Genomic DNA, 19,312 nt, shown 5'->3' on the forward strand with positions numbered 1-19,312 from the left:
CTTTATAACACCTCCCGCAACTTAATTTGCCCGGATCATCCGTCTGAAAAAACCGATAATATAACTTCTTACATGTTTAATGTTAAAGGAATTTTCTCTTCGAATACAGAAAACGATCATACCTGTTTTTGTGCTATCTTGCACATTTTCAGGGAATGGCCCCCTGAGTAAAAAGAGGATTATCACTATTTTGTCTGGTATTATTGTATTTTTGTCACGGATAACTGCCGGGAAAAATCTTCAAAATCCGGCAGGGAAAAAATCTGCTATAATAAACCGGGAGGGACGAGCATGAAGCTAAGTTCCGAGAACCTGGCCCAGTTAATTGAAAGGGACCGGTTTTTAAAAATCATCGACAGTTTTTCCAGAGCCACCGGCATTACCATAGATATCAACGATGTTTACGGCTATCCGGTGGTGGAACATGATTTCTTTTACGGCTTCTGTGCCACTGTCCGCTCCACGGCCGAGGGGCTGAAGCGCTGCTTCCGGTCCAACGCCGAAGTGGGCTTTGAAACCGCCGCCACCGGGGAGGTCTGCTTCAGCACCTGCCATGCCGGCGTGGTCCTGATGGCCGTTCCCCTGGTGGTGGACGGGCAGTTCTGGGGTTCCATCACCTGCGGCCAGATGCACCTGAGCCCGCCGGGAAAAGAGGCGGTGGAAAAAATGCTGGCGGCCACGGCGGACCTGGACTTGAACAGGGAGGAACTGATCCGGGGATTCATGGAAATAGATGTGGTTCCCCCGGAAAAATGCCGGGCCGCTTCCCAGCTGATCCAGTATGTTACCAATTATATTGCCGAACTGATTTACCGGGCCAAACTGCAGGAGAAAGAAACCAGTGAAAAACTGCGGTCCATGGATGAGGCCAGGGTGCGGGCCGAACTGGAAAAAGCTTTGCGCCTGGCCGAATTGAAAAATTTGCGGGCTCAGATCAAGCCCCACTTTCTTTTCAACACCCTGAATACCATTACCAGCCTGGTTGGTTTAAATGAAAACCAGAAGGCTTTAAAAACCCTTTATGCCCTGTCCCACCTGTTGCGCTGCTGTGTCTACCAGCCCGACGAGCTTGTACCTTTACGGGAAGAGCTAAAATATGTTCATAGTTATTTGACCATCCAGCAAATACGCTTTGGCAGCCGCCTGCATTTTTCCCTGGATGTGGATGACACGCTGCAGGAATTACCGGTGCCTTTTTTAAGCCTGCAGCCCCTGGTGGAAAACGCCTGCAAACACGGACTGGAACCCAAGGAAGGACCGGGCCACCTGAGGATTACCGGCCGCATCACAGACCAAAGGGCGGAGATCTGTGTCATTGACGACGGCGTGGGCATTCCCGGGGAAGTACTGGCGGTCTTTAACGAACATGGTGAAGGAGGCTCCGGACGATTGCAGGGCGTTGGTTTGCGCAATGTGCATGAAAGAATAAAACTATACTTTGGTCCCCGGTATGGGATTTCCATAGACAGCCGGCCCGGCCAAACGCGGGTCTGCTTGCGATTGCCGGCCACAAACGACGCCAGAATACCGCTTCTCAATAATTCCTTTACAGGTAGCACCGACCGGATCGGCAGTGAACAGCGGGGTGAAAAAGATGTACAGCATCCTGATTGCCGAGGATGAAGAACTGGAGCGGCGCTTTTTACGTCACCTGGTGGAAAGTACCGGAGGCCCCTATACCATAGCCGGCGAGGCCGCCACCGGCAGGGAAGCGGTGGAACTGGCCGGAACCCTTCAGCCGGATATCATTTTCATGGATATAAAAATGCCCGGTATGGACGGCCTGTCCGCCACCAGGTTAATCAAAGAAAAAAACCCCGCCGTGGAGGTGATCATCATCACCGCCTACGGGGAGTTTTCCTATTCACAGCAGGCCATTAAATACAAGGTGGCCGACTATTTGCTAAAGCCGGTGCAGCAGGAGGAATTGACCGCCTGCCTGAACAGGGTAACCGCCCAGATGTCCGGGGAGAGACCGGCCCTGGAAAAAATTCTGGACACCGCCCCTTCCATTTATCCCCAGGCCACAGCGCTGGTGGACGCCATAAAATACCAGAATCAAGAAGAAGCCATCCGCTCCGGCAACCAACTGGTGGACTCCTTCCTGCAGGAGGCGGGCTGGCCATCCGCCCGGCAAATAGCCGCTTTCGCCTTTGAATTTTTAGTCCTGGCCGGTCAGGGTCTGCTGGCCAACGGGGAAAGCAAGGTAACCCTTTCCGCCCGGCAAAACGAGCTGGCCCGCCTGATCAACAACCTGCAGTCCGTTGCCGATTTACGCGTGTGGGTGGAAAGGGTAATCACCACCCACATCCGGTGGCTGCAGGAACAGCACCCCGGCATGGATCAGGCCGTTATCCGCCGGGTGAAAGAATTGATTCAGAAAAATTATGCCGGAGAGATTACCCTCACCCGGGTGGCCGAACAGGTGCACCTGAGTCCGGCCTACTTAAGCCGCCTGTTTAAAAACCGCACGGGCAAGAGTTTTATTGATTATTTGACCGAGGTAAGGCTGCAGGAAGCCAAAACATTGCTTTTAAGCGGCGAAATGACCATCGATCAGGTGGCCGAAGCGGTGGGTTTTCAAAACAACAGTTATTTCACCGCCGTATTTAAAAAACACCAGGGGCTTACCCCCTCGGAGTTCCGCCGGCGTCAGAAAGGTCACGGCTTCCAGGCTTGACAGCGGGTATACCCTGACGGCACAGGGGGCATTCCTCGGGCGAATAGCTGACGGCCGGAACGGTGAGTAAGGCCCGGAAGGGTACACCCAGATCCACCGTCCCGTTGCTGCGATCCACCAGGGCGGACGCTCCCACCACCTGCGCTCCGGCCCGCCGCACCAGGTCAATCACTTCCCGTACCGATCCGCCGGTGGTCACCACATCCTCCACCACCAGCACTTTTTCCTGCGGGGAAAGGTTAAAACCCCGGCGCAGGGTCATCACCCCGTTTTCCCTTTCGGCAAAAATATTTCTGGCCCCCAGTGCCCGGGCCACCTCGTAGGACACCAGGATGCCCCCCAGGGCCGGGCCGATGACCGTATCCACGGTCTTTACCTCATCCTGCCATTGCCGGGCCATTTCGTGACATAAGAGTTCGGCATGACGGGGGTACTGCAGTACCCGGGCACACTGGAAGTAACGGTCGCTGTGCCGGCCGGATGTGAGCAGAAAATGGCCGGTAAGCATGGCTCCGGTCTGGGAAAAAATCCTTAGAATTTCATCGCGGCTGAGCAATTGATTCACCTCGGCAAAAATTTTTTCTCCATAATGGTAACGGCCGCGGCCTTCAGGCGGCTTATTCTCAGTTGCCGTTACCCGCCTTAATGAGTATTATACCAGATCATCTCTTGCATTTTCCAAGGACACAAGTCAAATAATAAAAATGCCGCCTTGTCCCGCCCGCAATTAAAAAAGGAGGCAGGCTAATGGCGAGAAAGCGTGGAGGATTGATGTCCGACAGGCTGAAGTACGAATTGGCCGAAGAACTGGGCGTAGCCGATGTGGTGCGCAGAGAGGGCTGGGGTAGCGTTTCTTCGCGAAACTGCGGCAACCTGGTCCGGCTGGCCATCCAACGGGCCGAGCGGGCGATGACCCGGGGACAATAGCGGCGGGTGCGCCTGTGAAAACGGGCGCATTTTTTACAATAGCGGTATAGAAAACGCCGAAGTGAAGCTTTTGGCAATTACCCAAAGAACATGTTCGCTACCCTTCCCCTTATCTTTCGGCTTTACTTTCCTAGAATATTAATGTAGAATACTGACCTATCTGTTCCGTTAACTTTAAAACCGGTGCGGAGGATCTACCCGTTATTTCCTTCCTCAATTTCCCTTAACAGGTTCCTGGCCACCTCCACCGGGTCCGGGGCGGCGATGACGGGACGGCCCACCACCAGGTGGCTGGCGCCGGCGGCCAGAGCCTGCGAGGGAGTCATCACCCGCTTCTGATCGCCGGCGTCCGCCCCCGCCGGGCGGATGCCGGGGGCAACAATGACAAAGTCCGGCCCGCAGGCCTGCCGGATGGCCGCCGCTTCCCGGGCCGAGGCCACCACCCCGTCCAGGCCGCATTCCCTGGCCAGCAGTGCCCAGGCCACCACCCGGTCCAGGATTGAACCATCCAGACCCAGTTCCCGGGTAAAGGCCTGCTGGTTGATACTGGTCAGCACGGTCACGGCAATGACCAGGGGCCGGTTCACACCCATGGCGGCCGCCGCCTCCCCGGCCGACTCCACCGCCGCCCGCATCATATCCCTGCCCCCGGCCGCATGGACATTAAACATGGCCACCCCCAGGCGGGTGAGCACCCGGGAGGTTCGGGCCACCGTATGGGGAATATCGTGCAGCTTTAGATCCAGGAACACCCGCCCCCGCCGCCTGATCAACCCCTCCACCACCGGCGGCCCCTGGCTGTAAAACAACTCCATACCGATCTTGAACATGCCGGCAAAGGGATTTAGCCGTTCGACCAGGGAAAAGGCCCGGGAGGCCCGATCCACATCCAGAGCGATGATTAATTTTTCTTTTGCCTCGCAAACCTTCATCAGCATCCTCCTGAAGCAGGTTTTATTCCGGCCGCTTAACGGGAATTAATATAGGTCACGATCCAGGCTTAAGAAATGGGTAATTGTTCAGTAAGACCGCCGCCATCGTCACCATAGCGGGATCACTGAACACTTACAGAAATGAATAACATGGCTCACCCAAACTTGAACGCTGCAGGAAACCGCCGAAGGCGGCCATTCCTGGGTACCGCTCCCCGCTAACCCGGCGGGATACACCGGGTTAGCGGGGCTTTCTTACGGAAATCCTACAACCCCCTGGCGTATTCCGGCCGCAGCAGGCGGGGATCTTTTCTGGCCAGTACATATGCCAGTTCTCCCATCATCCTTTCTTTTTCCCCCGGCAGCCACCCCTTTATGGAAAAATAGTTGGAAGCATGCATGGAGCTGAAGAAGCAGTGGGTGAAAGAGGAGTTTTCCAAAATTATCCGCAGCTCTTCCAGAGACTGAAAGGGAGTGATGGGATGAAAGAGGCCCTCCCTTACCTGTACAGCCAGGGGTGTGCCCGGAACCAGGGTTAAGGTCAACGCCCCTGCATAGTCGGGATCAATTTCGGTTAAGATTTCAGCCGTGGCCAGGGCATGCCGTTCACTATCTTCTACGCCTCCCAGACCTAAGATTACAGTAACTGAAAGGGCGATCCCGGCTTCCTTTACCCTTCTCCCCGCCTCCACCATCTGCCGGTAGTTTACCCCTTTGCCCACCCGGCGCAGTATCTCTTCGTCACCGCTTTCCACACCCATGTATAAAATACCCAGCTTAAGCTCTTTAAGTATCTTCAGTTCAGCCGGACTCTTTTGCAGAATATCCCTGGCCGTGGCATAGGCACCAACCCGTTCCAGGCTGGGAAATTTTTCATTCAGATGCTCCAGCACCTCTTTTAAGCGGGGGAAGGGGTACACCAGGGCGTCGCCGTCCTGCAAAAAGACCCGCCGGCCATCCCAACCCCGGGCAACGGCGTAAACCACATAAGATATGGAGGGCAGGCAGATCCCCTTTGTTTTGAACAGGGCCAGGGCATCGATTTCCTTTAAGACATCTTCCAGCTCCCGCAGGCGCAGTTTGGAACCATAATAATTGCAAAAGGTACAGGTATTATTGGAGCAGCCACTGGTCAGGGGCAGGTAATAACTGCGCCACTCGCTGGGGGGCCGAATGATTTCCGGCCGTACAAAGGACATTGGTCGATCTCCTTTCCGTTGCCATTTGACAGTATAAGTTTATCACAGGAAATCCCTTTATCTCAACGGTAACCCCGGTCGCCGGCTGCTCTTACCGGCACCCCGCAATATCGTTCCCCCCGGATAAACGAACACCTTTATTATCCGAGCACCGGTTTTGTTAACATTTACCCCTACAAATATGCTCCGCCCATACAAAAACCCGGTGCAATCCGCACCGGTATTATATTTGCCTCGAACCTGTTTTCAGGAAGGATAAGCCAGTTCCCCTTCCATTTTGCGCAGCCGGGCCAGCTCCTCCTCCAGTTCTTCCAGCTGTTCCACCATGGAGGGCTTTACCGAGTGGGCCGGCCAGCGCTTTTTCAGTGCCGCTATTTCCGCTTCTATCCGGCGGATTTCCGCTTTTAATTCCGCGCTGTTCATCAAGTTTCCCCCCTGTCTAACAATGGCATGGTTCCCCTCAAGAGGCGAATAATCCCCGTTTCATTAACTTTTCCTTTACAGTAGGGAAATAATCCAGGTTGGTGTGGGGTAAAAATTTGCTGCCCACGAACTTGTTCATAAAGACCTGGCTGGCATTCAGCTCGAAATAAGTGATGTTGCGGGCAATGGACTCCGCTTCCCGGCGCTTCTGGCCGGACAACAGGACCAGCCGGGCGCCTTCCCCGGAGGCGTTGCCCAGGCGAATCATTTTTTCCCGGGGCAGGTCGGGGTACAGGCCGATGGTAATGGCCGATTCCAGGTGCAGGTAATGACCAAAGGCGCCGGCGGCGTAGAAACGGCGGATATCGCCCAATTGGCAGCCCACACTTTCCACCAACAGTTCCAGGGCGGCATTCACCGCCCCCTTGGTACGCATAAAATTATGGATATCCACCTGGGTTACCACTATATCCTTGCCGGTGGCCGAATCCCGGGCCGGCACCACCACGAATTCCCTCTGCCCGTTTTTAAACCGCCCGGCCCGGTCTATGATGCCCGCCAGCAGCATTTCCGCCAGGCAATCCACCAGACCCGAGCCGCAGATACCTGCAGGAGGGGCGCCGCCAATGGTGGTATAATGCACCTGCCCGGTCCGGGCATCAATGGATACACTGTCTACCGCGCCGGGCTCGGCGCGCATGCCGTTGGCAACCACACCTCCTTCCAGGGCCGGCCCGGCCGCACCGGCGCAACCCACCAGCCAGTCCCGGTTGCCCATGACGATTTCCCCGTTGGTTCCTATATCCACAAAGAGGGACAATTCCGGCGACCGGTGCATCCCGGAAGCCAGCACTCCACCGATGATGTCACCGCCCAGATAACTGCCCACCGAAGGCAGACAGTAAACCGGCGCCAGGGGATTAACCGCCAGCCCCAGCTTTCCGGCCGGAACCAGACCGGGATTATTTACCACCGGAATATAGGGAGCCATGCAGATCCGCGAGGGATCCAGGCCCAGAAACAGGTGCACCATGGTGCTGTTGGCGCCAACGGCTACGGCGCTGATTTCCGCCGGTAAAATATTATGCTCCGCCGCCAACCGCTCGATCAAACCGTTTAATGTTTGCACCACCGCTTCCTGTAATTGCCGCAATCCTTCCGGGGTAGCGGACAGGTAAATGCGGGTGAGGACATCCTCCCCGAAAACCACCTGGCCGTTGTAATCGGCCGCCGTGCCCAGAACCCGGCCGTCATGCATGTCCACCAGGTAAACCACCACGGTGGTGGTGCCAATATCCACGGCCAAACCGAAATGGCGGGAGGTGGTATCCCCGGGCTCCACAGTCACCAGATTCCATACCCCGGGAACCATGCCGCCCACTGTGGCTGTCACCCGCCAGTCCCCCTCCCTCAGAACGGCGGACAACCCGAACATCAACTCCAGGGGCACGGTTACCGTCCCCTCCAGCTCCGGCTGCAGGGCGTCCACCAGCCGGTCCACATCGCCCCGGTTGTCTTCCGGACCGGGTACGGTCAGTTCCAGGTAGATTTTCCTGGTCAGGGGATCCAGGACAAGGCCCTTGTCCCCCCGCACCCGGTCAGCCAGAATTATTCCTTTCACCGCCATGTCACACTCCTCCCCCAAAGCCTTTGAAATTCGTAGCCGGTGCCTGATACCTTTTTACCAGCGGCACGATAATTATTACCGTAACCTGCGGCTGAAAAAGGGCCCGGCTTATTTTCTTGATATTATGACAACTATGAACCCCCAAATAAAAATAACCCCTGAAAAGGAAAACACCAATTCCCCCGGTGTAGTTCCCTCAAAATTATATCACACTCAACACCCGTAAGTAATTAACCTTTGTTATTTACAAAAGAAGAAACCCTTGGAGTCGGGAGAGGAAACGGCAGACCAAAGGGGAGACGTTCAGCGGAACCGTTCTGTAAACTGTAAGGCAGGGCGTTATCCAAAAGGAAACAATTTTGCGGAGCGCCGGTAACAGCACGCGGTAAAGCCCGGCTGCCGGCCCGGTTCCGGGAGGATGCCAGCGAAACGAGGCAGGAGAAATATAAAAAAATCATACCGGTTGAAAGAGAACAAAAGCACATGGCATTTGTAACAAATCCGTAACAATTTGCCCATGATTTCGTGACATTTGGAGGGTATACTAATGACGTGCAGAAAAATATACCAGAAAGGAGGTGCCACCATTGAAAAAGAAGTTAATCATCATTCTGGCTGCAGTCCTGGTACTGTCCATGGCGCTGCCGGCCGTGGCGGCCACCGTTTCCGCCCTTACGCCGGACCAGGCCAAAGAATTAACCGCCCTGCACCAGCAAATGATCAACCTGCGCAAGCAAATGGTCGATAAATACGTGGAATACGGGCGGCTCACCCCGGAACAGGGGGCGCAAATCAAAGCCAACCTGGACGCCAGGCAGGAATTTTTCGCCCAAAACCCCGACCGCTTTGCCGGGTACGGCCCGGGTAACTGTCCCGGATTTGGCTACGGACGCATGGGCGGATGGGGTAACGGCAGGGGCGGCGGTCCTGGCTGGGGAATGATGGGTGGTTACTGGAACAGCAACCCCAATCCCGCACCAACCACTGGCAGCTAATAAATTGGTTTCGATGGGAGGGGCTTGAAAGCCCCTCCCATGGTCGTCAATCATCAGATATCAGGCTTATCAGGCTTTGCACCTGCAGTATTTGATATGGGCGAATATCTCCCGGGGCCCATCAGCTGACAGATTTTTCTTGGGGGTCGGACCCCTTTTTCAAAAAGATGGTAAAGGCGGCTCCCTTGCCGGGTTCGCTGTGCACGGTAATCCGGCCGCCGTGCAGCTCCACAATCTGCCGGGCGATGGCCAGACCCAGACCGCTTCCCCCTTCCCTGCGCTGCCGTGCAGGGTCGCCTTTATAAAACCTTTCCCAGATCAGGGGCAATTCCCCCGGTGGAATGCCCGGTCCCGTATCCGTTACCGTCACCGCCACCCCGTCCGGTACGGCACGCAACTCCACTTCCACCCGGCCGCCTCCGGGAGTAACCTTCAACCCATTGTCCACAAGGTTGATCAGCACTTGCGCCAGGCGGTCCCCGTCCCCCGCCACCGGAGGCACCCCGGGTGCTATACGGGTGTTCAGTTCCACGCCCTTTTCAGCCGCCATTCCGGCAAACCGTTCCACCACCTGGTTGACAAGCAATTCCATATCGACCATGCGCCTGTTCAGTGTAATACGCCCCGCTTCCATCCGCCGCAGGTCCAGCAGGTCATTGACCAGGCGGCGCAGGCGCAATATTTCCTCCAGGATGTTTTTTAAATATTCCCGGCGCTGGCTTTCGTCCCGGGCCAAACCATCCAGCAGGGCCTCGGTATAACCCTGCATCACTGTCAATGGCGTGCGCAACTCGTGGGAAACATTGGCCACAAATTCCTTGCGGGTGGCGTCCAACTTTTGTAACGCCGCTATTTTTTCCTGCAATTCCCGGGAAAGGGTATTCAAAGATTCGGCCAGCACGCCCATCTCGTCCCGGGAGCGCACTGCCAGCTGGCAGCTGAAATCGCCGGCGGCCATGGCCCTGGCCACCTTATTCATTTGTACCAGGGGCCGGGTCAGGGTGCGGGAAAAAACCAGGCTTAAAAGGGTGGCTGCCAGCACCCCCAGCATAAGGGCATAGATGCTGGCGTTCTGCATGGCCTTCAGGTTGGCCGCCATGGGTGCCACAGGAGCGTGAATGAACAGTGCGCCCAAAACCTGCCCTTCTTTTTGCAGGGGGAGGCCGGCCACAATTACATCGGTGTTGAAAAATGAGTTGTGCTCCCGGCTTACCACTTGCTGGCCGGCCAGCACCCGGCTGATTTGTTCCTGGTTAAAGGGAACCAGGTCCCCGGGGACTGCCCCGCGGCTAACCTGGGGCAGGGGATTGATTGGCCTTTCTACGCCGTTTTCCGGCCGGGGCTGGGTGCTTTGCCGCTGCTGCCAGGGAGGGCCGCCGCCCCTGCCACCGCCGGAACCGGGCTGTGACGGGAGACCATCCTGGCTGCCACCTGTACCGGACTGCGCAGGGCCGCCTCCCCGGTTACCGCCCGGGCCGTAGCGCTGCAGGCCCTTCCCCGGTCCACCCATAGGTTGCATCATTCCATGGCCCATCATGCCCGTGGCCTGCCAGTGTTCCACCAAACCCCGGGAGTCCACCACCATTACACTGGCATTCATTAACCGGGCCAGCAGATCCACCTGCCGGGCCACCAGGTAGGGGTCCCCCTGTTCCACCAGCATTCCGGCCAGGCGCTCCCCCTCCTCCAATAAACGGGAAGCCTGCTGCCTGTAATATACTTTTTCCAGCACTCCGGCCTGCAGCAATGCTGAAAGACCCAGAACCAGCACCACCAGCAGCAGCATGGCCAGCCAGAGCTTGCCCATAATGCCCGTTGGTTTCATTCACTCACCTCAAATTTGTAACCCACACCCCAAACGGTAACGATATACTGGGGCGCTCCGGTAACCCGGGACAGCTTTTCCCGTAGCCGGGTGATATGGGTATCCACCGTACGCATATCACCAAAAAAATCATACCCCCACACCTTCTCCAGGAGCTGTTCCCGGGTAAAGACCCGCCCCGGGGATCGGGCCAGAAAGTAAAGCAAATCATATTCCTTCGGGGTAAGATTAACGGGCTGTCCGTTTATTTCCACCTTCCGGGAAGAGGAATCGATACTCAGACCGTTATAGCGCAACAGCTCCTGTTCCTGGCGCCCTTCCCCCTTGCCGGTCCGGCGTAAAACCGCCTTTACCCGGGCCACCAGTTCCCGGGGAGAAAAGGGTTTGACCACATAGTCGTCAGCCCCCAGCTCCAGGCCGAGAACCCGGTCGATTTCCTCACCCCGGGCGGTAAGCATGATTATGGCCACCGGTTTATCCTGCTTGCGTATCTCCCGACAAACGGCCCAGCCGTCAACTGCCGGCATCATTAAATCCAGAATGACCAGGTCGAAGGGTTCCCGGGCCAGATACTCCAGCGCCCCGGCACCATCGGAAGCTTCCACCACCCGGAAGCCCTCTTTTTCCAGGTACATCTTAACCAGTTCCCGGATTTTTACTTCGTCGTCAACCACCAGGATATTTTTCATAAAAGGAAAATCACCCCGCCACCAATATACCACAAAAATGCCCTTTTTGCAGCGAAAAGGGGCTGGATAGCAGCCCCTTTTCACCCGTGGCTATTCTTATAATGTTTTTTACACCGGCAGGTGCCCCGCGGAGCCGTCAAACCAGGAGCAGATCCGCACGGCCAACCTGACCAGGGGGTTTTTCAACCGGCCCTGCAGGCGGCGGTATTCCTCCTGGCAGCGGCTTAATTCCTTTTGAATAAAACGCAGGGAACGCCGCGCCTCTTCGCCCTTTTCCAGGGCGTCCTTTAAATCGTTGCTCAACGAATTGATTTCTTCCCGCAGCTGACGTTCCCCCTGCAGGGCCAGGTCCTGGGTTCGCTCCAGCTTCTGTCTCAATTCCACAATCTCGGTTTGCAGTTCGGCCACCCGGTTGGCATGGCGCTCCTTTAATTCAGCCAGTTTGCCTTTGTTTTCCCGGTCCCGTTCCTTGTATTGCTGGAGTTTGGTGAACAGGGACTCCAGACTGGCCTGATTCTTGGCCAGGGTCTGGCGCAAATGGGCAATTTCCTGTTCCCCGTCCCGGGCCCGTTTTACCCAGAGACGGCACTGGTGTAAAATACTGTTGGCCTTTGCCTCCAGTTTATTAATGTGTTCCCGGTAACGAAAAATTTCTTTTTTGCGCAGGGAAAGCAACAGATCCTTTTCAGCCATCTGGGTGACCAGATATTCGTGCTGGCTCAGTTCATCCGCCCGCTGGGCCAGGGCCGCCGCGGCCTCCCGGTGGGCGGCGGTAACCTCCTGCAGTTGCCGGTCCAGCATAACCACTTTCTTCCGCCAGCGCTCCCGGTCCCGGTGCCAGCGCAATTTCTGGCGGTTCAGGGCGCCCAGGTAACGCCTGGTCAAAGCCTCATATGCCGCCCGTACCACCGGGTTATAGGTCCAGACCCCTTCTCCCACCACTTCGAAGTAGGGAAACTTGCGCAACACTCCCTCCACAGCCGGCAGGGTGGTGGAACGCCAGAGGCTTACCAGTTCGTAAATTTGCTGCTGGCTCAACCCGGTGGGATGGGACTTCAATGCTTTAATCACCAGATGTTTTAAAGCATACTGGCCCGATTCCACTTCCCATTCGGTCAATCCCCAACTGCCATTATCCAGCTGAATGAAACGTCCGTCGGAAATCAGCCTGGCCTCGTCGGCCACCAGATGCCTGTTCTTCTTATTCCTGGATGCAGAGCTTTTCAACTCCCGGATGCTTAAAGGCTGTTGCTTTTTGAGCAGTAAGGAGTAAAAGCCGTCGTTTTCCCTCTCCCCCTCCAGGTCCAGGTGCCAGGCGTTTTGGTTATCCATATAAAAACAGGCATGCTGGCGCAAGCACAGGGCAACCTTCTCCTCCACCTGGGTGAGGGTATAATCCCGCAACATGCGCCTGTGTACATAGGGAACCAGTTCGGTTACAGTCAGCGAATCAAAGAAAAACAGTGTTTTTTTGAGCACATCGGTAAGGGAATGCAATTTACCTTCCATGACCCAATCCACCTTCCTCCCGCCTGTATTTAAAAGTATTTTATATTTTTGTAATCGTTACCATTTATTCCCCGGGGAAGCGCAGTTTTCCTGCCATATCCTGGATTTTTATTCCACTATTTTACTACAAGATATTACTTAATACTGGACCATTTGTTCCTCTGCGCGATAAGTGTCGGTAGCATAAGGGTTCGGACGGGCCCCTTCCAGCCCGGACCGGGAAAAATGTCAGGCAGGCGGGTAAATTTTGGACCGGAAGGCATTGTCAGCGGCAAGAGGGATAAGGTATAATATTGCCAGAGCGAATGGTCAATTTTTCGGGTTAAACGGTATTATTTACGGTTGAACCGCATGGAAAAACTGGCCAGGGCGAGGTGAGCAACCATGGGTGTCGCCTGTTACCAGCTTACAAATGAATACCAGGTGGTAACTTCCCACGGGGTAGCCTTTCTGGAGGGACCGGTAAGCAGGGAATACCTGGAGGGCCTGGACTTCGACCAAGGGTTGCACAACTTCCGGACGCCCCAAAAACAAAAGGCCGCCCTGATGGAAATAGCCGCCCTGCCCCAGGGGATGGTTTACATTGTCCGCACAGATAACAGAGTAATTGGTTATGTCAGTTTCCTGCCACCGGACCCATACAGCCGGTGGAGCAAACATCCCCGGGTACTGGAACTGGGGGCCATTGAAATCAGTCCGGACTGGCGGGAATACAAACTGGGGCGGAAGTTGCTGCAGCTGGCCTTTACCAATCCGGTGATGGAGAATTATATTGTTATTACCATTGAATTTTGCTGGCACTGGGATCTGCGCAATACGGGGCTGGACATCTGGCAGTATCAGAAGATGCTGACCAAACTTTTCGGTTCCGTGGGGTTGGAAAAGGTAATGACCGATGATCCCGATATACTGGAACATATGGCCAATGTACTTATGGTACGTTATGGGAAAAGGGTGCCCCAGGAGGATATAGAATTGTTTCAGAAAATGCTCTTTATGGGGAAGGGCGTTTTATATCCGCGGTAAACCGCCGGCCCCTTATGCAACCACCCTTCCCCTTCAGCAGGGGGCTTCCCTGCGGGCGGTGTTACTGTGGTATACAGCAAGAAAAAACCTCTTCTAAACACCAAGAAGAGGTTTTTATCTTTTATCTGAGGCTATAATTTGGTGCTTCCTTGGTGATAACCACGTCGTGGGGGTGACTTTCCTTCAAACCCGCCGGAGTGATACGCATGAAAGTGGTTCTGGTCTTCAGCTCCTGGATATTGGCCGTTCCGCAATAACCCATCCCCGCTCGCAAACCGCCAACAAGCTGGTAAACCGTTTCGGCCAGGGGACCCCGGTAGGGCACCCGGCCTTCCACCCCTTCCGGAACCAGCTTCTGGCTTCCCTCCTGGAAGTAACGGTCCCGGCTCCCTTCCTTCATGGCTCCCAGGGAACCCATACCCCGGTAAACTTTATAACTCCGCCCCTGGTAAATTTCCATTTCTCCCGGGCTTTCCTCGGTACCGGCAAAGAGGCTGCCAATCATTACCACGTCAGCCCCGGCGGCAATGGCTTTGGTAATATCCCCGGAATATTTAATCCCGCCGTCGGCAATAATAGGTATATTGTGCTTCATGGCTTCCCGGGCACAGTCATATATGGCCGTAATCTGGGGCACCCCGGCGCCGGCCACCACCCGGGTGGTGCAAATGGACCCGGGACCTATGCCCACCTTCACCGCATCGGCCCCGGCGCGGATCAGATCCCTGGTTCCTTCGGCAGTGGCCACATTACCGGCAATTAAGGCCACTTCCGGATACTTGCGTTTTATGCGGGCTACCGTTTCCAGCACACCCCTGGTATGACCATGGGCGGTATCCACCACAATGGCATCCACACCGGCCCTGACCAGAGCATCGGTACGTTCGGCGGTATCGGCGCTGACACCCACGGCAGCCGCCACCAGCAGTCGGCCCCGTTTATCTTTGGCCGACAGGGGGTACTGGCGGGCCTTTTCGATATCCTTAATGGTAATCAAACCCCGCAGGTTGAATTCCTCATCCACTATGGGCAATTTTTCCACCTTATGCCGCTGCAGAATTTCCTTGGCCTGCTCCAGGGTGGTGCCCACCGGCGCCGTGACCAGATTATCCCTGGTCATCACTTCATTCACCGGGCGGCTGAAATCCCTTTCAAAGCGTAAATCCCGGTTGGTCAAAATACCCACCAGCTTACCGTTTTCCGTGATGGGAACCCCGGAAATGCGGTAGCGCTCCATCAATAAGAGGGCCTCGCTGATGGGGCTTTCCGGTGAAAGGAAAATGGGATCGGAAATGACGCCATGCTCGGAACGCTTGACCTTGTCCACCTCCATGGCCTGGCGCTCGATGGACATATTCTTGTGGATGACACCAATTCCCCCCTCCCGGGCAATGGCAATGGCCATGCGGGACTCGGTAACCGTATCCATGCCGGCACTCATCAGGGGAATATTCAGCTTTATATCCCGGGTAAGATTGGTGGTAATGTCAACATCCCTGGGCAGCACATCGGACCGGGCCGGGATCAGCAAAACATCATCGAAAGTAAGTCCCACTCTGGAAAATCTTTCCGGAAACAGAATTCATCCCTCCCTGGCATCGTATCCCCGTTGTATTCGTTTATTATAGCCTTTATTTTGTCTGGTTTCAAGAAAATCAAGATTTTTTGTGTGTGTCTGCCCTGTTTTGATCGCGTTTTGATCACCTGGCGTCTCAAAGATTAAGCAAATCAAGTTTTTCCATGGCGGCCACCGCTTCCTGCTGTATGAAATAAGGGTTCCTTCCGGAACCCCGTGCCTGGTCTTTTCTTCTTTTAAAAATTAAGAAAGCCTTGATTTTCAAGGCTTGCACTGGAATCGCTGGTGGGAGCAACAGGGTTCGAACCTGTGACCTCCTGCTTGTAAGGCAGGCGCTCTCCCCGCTGAGCTATGCTCCCACTATGGTGACCCCAGCGGGATTCGAACCCGCGTTACCGCCGTGAAAGGGCGGTGTCTTAAGCCACTTGACCATGGGGCCGGATAACAGTCGTCAGCCGTCGGATGTCAGATGTCAGAGACGACTACCGGTCACAGCTATGCCGGTGAAGCCTCTCCGCCTAAAGAGACGGGAGTTTCCTCATTCATCGACCGCAGCCGCGAGGTTCTTATTAACAATATCAACAGGCATGAGTTCAGGTGCTTCCAGCCCTACTGAAAAAACCTGGAATCAGCGCTTTCGTCCGAACGCCCATTCAACACTTACCTGAGAGGCGGGAGTCCTCCGCTCTCCGACCTCCGACATCCGACCTCTGCTCTGGTGGGCCCACCAGGATTCGAACCTGGAACCAGCCGGTTATGAGCCGGATGCTCTACCGTTGAGCTATAGGCCCGTGAAACTGGCTCCTCGAGCAGGATTCGAACCTGCAACCCTCCGGTTAACAGCCGGATGCTCTACCGTTGAGCTATCGAGGAACGGTACAATAATTATTATACACAAAAATACAGCCCCGGTCAATGGCTTTGAGCAAGCAACGAAAAATTTGCCGGGGCTATGTATTTAATCTAAAAAGTCTTTCAGTTTTTTGCTCCTGCTGGGATGCCGCAGTTTGCGCAGGGTTTTGGCCTCAATCTGACGGATCCGTTCCCTGGTCACGCCAAATTTCTGACCCACTTCCTCCAGTGTACGCGCCCGTCCGTCATCCAGACCGAACCGCAGGCGTAACACCTTCTGCTCCCGGTCGGTAAGGGTCTTCAGCACCTCCTCCAGCTGTTCCCGCAGCAGGGTAAAGGAGGCTTCCTCGGCCGGAGCCCGGGCTTCCTGGTCCTCAATAAAATCTCCCAGGTGGGAATCTTCCTCTTCTCCGATGGGTGTCTCCAGAGAAACGGGCTCCTGGGCGATTTTCATAATCTCCCGCACCTTTTCTTCAGAAATATTCATTTCCTTAGCAATTTCTTCAGGAGTGGGATCCCGTCCCAGTTCCTGTAAAAGCTGACGGTGCACCCGGATCAGCTTGTTAATGGTTTCCACCATATGCACCGGAATGCGAATGGTCCTGGCCTGATCGGCAATGGCCCGGGTGATGGCCTGGCGGATCCACCAGGTGGCATAGGTACTGAACTTGTATCCCTTGCGGTAATCAAACTTTTCCACCGCCTTGATCAAACCCAGGTTCCCTTCTTGAATCAGATCCAGGAAAAGCATTCCCCGCCCCACATATCGTTTGGCTATGCTCACCACCAGACGCAGGTTGGCTTCCGCCAGGCGGCGTTTGGCTTCTTCGTCCCCCTGCTCCATGCGCCTGGCCAGTTCGATTTCTTCCTCGGGAGTCAACAGGGGAACGCGACCAATTTCTTTCAGGTACATGCGCACGGGATCATCGATGGCTACCCCTTCGGGAACGGAAAGATCCACATCCACTTCCTCAACCGGAGGTTCCAGGGCGGCACCGTCCATTGTCTCCAGGTCGGGAACTTCCGGCACCACTTCAATACCCATTCCGGCCAGTTTTTCGTAGATGTCATCAATCTGTTCGGGAGTTAAATCGGCCCCTTGCAGGCTATCCATAATCTCACTGTAGGTGAGCACGCCTCTTTTTTTGCCCTTTTCTATTAATTCTTTAACCACATCCATTTTAGGCTCATCCCTCAATTTGTCATTCCCCCTTTCTGCAGGGCCCCCTTGTTCCGGCATTGTACAAGTTCCTGCAACTGGCTCAACACCAGGGCTACCTGTTCCTTATCGCCCTTTCGCTCAGCTTCGGCCAGATCATGCAGGAGTTGGGTCTTTTGTTCCTGCTGATCGTCACTTTGAATAACTTTCACCAGTGCAGGCATTATTTTAACCGGGTCTGACCCGGGAGTTTTCTCTAACAGCAACTGGCTGAGCATCCGTTGTCCCCGTTCCGTAAGTTCATCCATCCACCGGACTGGATTATCCCCCTTCACCCCAAAACGGCATAATAACTGATAAATCTCTCTCAATCCCGCATCTTTAGGAAAGGAAGGCCCCACTTCCCGCTGTAAATCGGGTAGCAGAACCGGTTGATGCAACAAAATCTGTAAAAGAATAAACTCGGCCTTAAAACGGGCATTATCGGAGCTTTTTATTATATTATGCTTACTTTTAACATTTTTATCCGGATTTGACCATTTTTTTCCCCCGGTTGATTGAAAACGCTTTAAAGCATCCTTTACCGCTTCCCAGCTTAAACTCAGGCGGGCGGCCACCCTCCGTATACCTTCCTCCCGTTCCAGTTCACCCGGCATGGCTGCCAGATTGGGAAGTACCCTGGCCAGCATGGTGGCTGAATCCCCACCCTCCCGGAAAGACCGGTTCAGCTTGTAATCCAGCAGCGATTCGGCCCCGGTCAGCAATTCCAGCCATCCCTCCCGGCCATGCAGGCGAATAAACTCATCGGGATCCTTGCCCTCGGGAACATTAACCACCCGGATGCGAAAACCCAGTTCCTGTAATAAATCCAGGCCCCGGCCGGTGGCTGCCTCTCCGGCGGCATCGGCGTCATACGCTATAACCACCTGGTTGGTATAGCGCAACAAAAGTTTCCCCTGTTCAGGGGTGAGACTGGTTCCCATGGAGGCTACGGCGTTATTAATACCGTGCTGGTGAGCGGTGACCACATCCATATAACCTTCCATAATTATGGCAAAACCCAGTTCGCGAATAGCTGCCCGGGCCAGATGCAGCCCGTAAAGCAAATGTCTTTTATTAAAAACGACGGTTTCCGGCGTGTTTAAGTATTTGGGCTGGCCATTATCCAGCACTCGACCGCCAAAACCGGCCACCCGTCCCTGCGCATCACATATGGGAAAAATCAGGCGGTTACGAAAACGATCGTAGGGCTTTCCCCGTTCGCCGGCCACCAGCAACCCCAAACTAACCGCTTCCCGGGAGGAACAACCCCGGGAAGCCAAAAAATGCAAAAGGGCGTCCCATTGCGGAGGAGCGTAACCCAGTTGAAAAATCTCTGCCGTTTGGGAAGAAACCCCCCGTTTTTGCAGGTAACTGCGGGCGTGCACAGCCTCCGGCCGCCGGTTCAAGTATTGGCGGTAAAAATCCCGTGCCAAACTGTTAACTTCCCAGGCCCGTTCCTGTACCCGGGCGGCGGAGTTTTCCACCGCACCACCGGTCCGGGGAATGGTTATACCCGCCCGGGCCGCCAGTCTGTGCACCGCTTCCGGAAAAGAGAGGTTTTCACTGAGCATGAGAAAACGGAAGACATTTCCCCCCGCCCCGCACCCGAAACAATAAAAAATCTGTTTTTCCGGGCTGACTGTAAAGGAAGGATCCCTTTCCTGATGAAAGGGGCAGGAACCGACATAGTTTTTCCCCTTCTTCTCCAGGCGTACATATTCACCAATTAGCTGCACGATATCGGTAGCCTGACGGACAGATTCAACAATATCGGCAGGGATCAGGCCACTCATGGAGGATCACCTGCAATAGAAGGGGGTATGGGGGTTATGCCCCCTGGAACAAATCATA

At 55.0% G+C, this 19,312-nt stretch carries 16 protein-coding genes and 4 tRNA genes; 5 read left to right on the forward strand and 15 right to left on the reverse strand.

The window, feature by feature from the left end; genetic code table 11:
• The first annotated feature begins 291 nt into the window (after window positions 1-291).
• Both GFC01_RS02790 and GFC01_RS02795 read left to right on the forward strand, forming a co-directional pair.
• Window positions 292-1,623: a sensor histidine kinase gene (locus tag GFC01_RS02790; protein WP_152945122.1), complete on the forward strand. Its 1,332-nt coding sequence runs from the start codon at window positions 292-294 to the stop codon at window positions 1,621-1,623.
• The gene (locus tag GFC01_RS02795) at window positions 1,595-2,680 is read left to right on the forward strand and encodes a response regulator transcription factor (protein WP_152945123.1); all 1,086 of its coding nucleotides are present in this window, start codon (window positions 1,595-1,597) and stop codon (window positions 2,678-2,680) included. The genes GFC01_RS02790 and GFC01_RS02795 overlap by 29 nt, the downstream gene beginning before the upstream one ends.
• Here GFC01_RS02795 and pyrE read toward each other — a convergent pair.
• The gene (pyrE, locus tag GFC01_RS02800; RefSeq protein ID WP_152945124.1) at window positions 2,628-3,236 is read right to left on the reverse strand and encodes an orotate phosphoribosyltransferase; all 609 of its coding nucleotides are present in this window, start codon (window positions 3,234-3,236) and stop codon (window positions 2,628-2,630) included. The two genes, GFC01_RS02795 and pyrE, sit on opposite strands and share 53 nt — an antisense overlap.
• A gap of 191 nt (window positions 3,237-3,427) precedes the next feature.
• Between pyrE and GFC01_RS02805 the strand changes: the two genes are divergently transcribed.
• The gene (locus GFC01_RS02805; protein WP_152945125.1) at window positions 3,428-3,607 is read left to right on the forward strand and encodes a small, acid-soluble spore protein, alpha/beta type; all 180 of its coding nucleotides are present in this window, start codon (window positions 3,428-3,430) and stop codon (window positions 3,605-3,607) included.
• 194 nt (window positions 3,608-3,801) lie between these two features.
• Here GFC01_RS02805 and pyrF read toward each other — a convergent pair whose 3' ends face one another.
• The 4 genes from pyrF to GFC01_RS02825 all read right to left on the reverse strand — a co-directional run bounded on the left by pyrF (window position 3,802) and on the right by GFC01_RS02825 (window position 7,788).
• Window positions 3,802-4,545, reverse strand: coding sequence for an orotidine-5'-phosphate decarboxylase (gene pyrF, locus GFC01_RS02810; protein WP_194174772.1), 744 nt, complete (start codon window positions 4,543-4,545; stop codon window positions 3,802-3,804).
• Between the two features lie 260 nt (window positions 4,546-4,805).
• Window positions 4,806-5,738 (reverse strand): radical SAM protein, encoded by a 933-nt coding sequence (locus GFC01_RS02815; protein WP_152945127.1) that lies wholly within the window; start codon window positions 5,736-5,738, stop codon window positions 4,806-4,808.
• 246 nt (window positions 5,739-5,984) lie between these two features.
• Window positions 5,985-6,161, reverse strand: coding sequence for a histidine kinase (locus GFC01_RS02820; protein WP_152945128.1), 177 nt, complete (start codon window positions 6,159-6,161; stop codon window positions 5,985-5,987).
• Between the two features lie 37 nt (window positions 6,162-6,198).
• Entirely contained in the window at window positions 6,199-7,788 is a 1,590-nt protein-coding gene (locus GFC01_RS02825; protein WP_152945129.1) for an ASKHA domain-containing protein, read from the reverse strand.
• Between the two features lie 587 nt (window positions 7,789-8,375).
• On the opposite strand from GFC01_RS02825, the gene GFC01_RS02830 reads away from it, so the two are divergent.
• On the forward strand, window positions 8,376-8,783 hold the full coding sequence (locus GFC01_RS02830; RefSeq protein WP_152945130.1) for a YckD family protein: 408 nt from the start codon (window positions 8,376-8,378) through the stop codon (window positions 8,781-8,783).
• Between the two features lie 121 nt (window positions 8,784-8,904).
• Here the strand turns inward: GFC01_RS02830 and GFC01_RS19670 are convergent, their stop codons facing one another.
• From GFC01_RS19670 to GFC01_RS02845, 3 genes are all read right to left on the reverse strand, one after another.
• A complete protein-coding gene (locus tag GFC01_RS19670; protein WP_152945131.1) occupies window positions 8,905-10,608 on the reverse strand; it encodes a sensor histidine kinase in 1,704 nt (567 codons plus the stop codon).
• Entirely contained in the window at window positions 10,605-11,297 is a 693-nt protein-coding gene (locus tag GFC01_RS02840; protein WP_152945132.1) for a response regulator transcription factor, read from the reverse strand. The genes GFC01_RS19670 and GFC01_RS02840 overlap by 4 nt, the downstream gene beginning before the upstream one ends.
• Before the next feature lie 108 nt (window positions 11,298-11,405).
• Window positions 11,406-12,806, reverse strand: coding sequence for a coiled-coil domain-containing protein (locus tag GFC01_RS02845; protein WP_152945133.1), 1,401 nt, complete (start codon window positions 12,804-12,806; stop codon window positions 11,406-11,408).
• 384 nt (window positions 12,807-13,190) lie between these two features.
• Here GFC01_RS02845 and GFC01_RS02850 point away from each other — a divergent pair, with 384 nt between their 5' ends.
• Entirely contained in the window at window positions 13,191-13,832 is a 642-nt protein-coding gene (locus GFC01_RS02850) for a GNAT family N-acetyltransferase (protein ID WP_152945134.1), read from the forward strand.
• A gap of 121 nt (window positions 13,833-13,953) precedes the next feature.
• Here GFC01_RS02850 and guaB read toward each other — a convergent pair whose 3' ends face one another.
• From guaB to dnaG, 7 genes are all read right to left on the reverse strand, one after another.
• A complete protein-coding gene (gene guaB, locus GFC01_RS02855) occupies window positions 13,954-15,411 on the reverse strand; it encodes an IMP dehydrogenase (protein ID WP_152945135.1) in 1,458 nt (485 codons plus the stop codon).
• Window positions 15,412-15,691: 280 nt separating this feature from the next.
• Window positions 15,692-15,767, reverse strand: a tRNA-Val gene (locus GFC01_RS02860).
• Window positions 15,768-15,771: 4 nt separating this feature from the next.
• Window positions 15,772-15,847 (reverse strand) — tRNA-Glu (locus GFC01_RS02865).
• Between the two features lie 277 nt (window positions 15,848-16,124).
• Window positions 16,125-16,199: transfer RNA gene (locus GFC01_RS02870), tRNA-Ile, on the reverse strand.
• 7 nt (window positions 16,200-16,206) lie between these two features.
• Window positions 16,207-16,281: transfer RNA gene (locus GFC01_RS02875), tRNA-Asn, on the reverse strand.
• An 85-nt stretch (window positions 16,282-16,366) separates the two neighbouring features.
• Window positions 16,367-17,440 carry an RNA polymerase sigma factor RpoD gene (gene rpoD, locus GFC01_RS02880; RefSeq protein WP_423244361.1) on the reverse strand — a complete coding sequence of 358 codons (1,074 nt, stop codon included), beginning with the start codon at window positions 17,438-17,440 and terminating at the stop codon, window positions 16,367-16,369.
• A 14-nt stretch (window positions 17,441-17,454) separates the two neighbouring features.
• Window positions 17,455-19,254: a DNA primase gene (dnaG, locus tag GFC01_RS02885; protein ID WP_152945137.1), complete on the reverse strand. Its 1,800-nt coding sequence runs from the start codon at window positions 19,252-19,254 to the stop codon at window positions 17,455-17,457.
• Between the last annotated feature and the right edge of the window lie 58 nt (window positions 19,255-19,312).

This window comes from Desulfofundulus thermobenzoicus (assembly GCF_009428905.1).
GTDB lineage: Bacteria > Bacillota > Desulfotomaculia > Desulfotomaculales > Desulfovirgulaceae > Desulfofundulus_A > Desulfofundulus_A thermobenzoicus.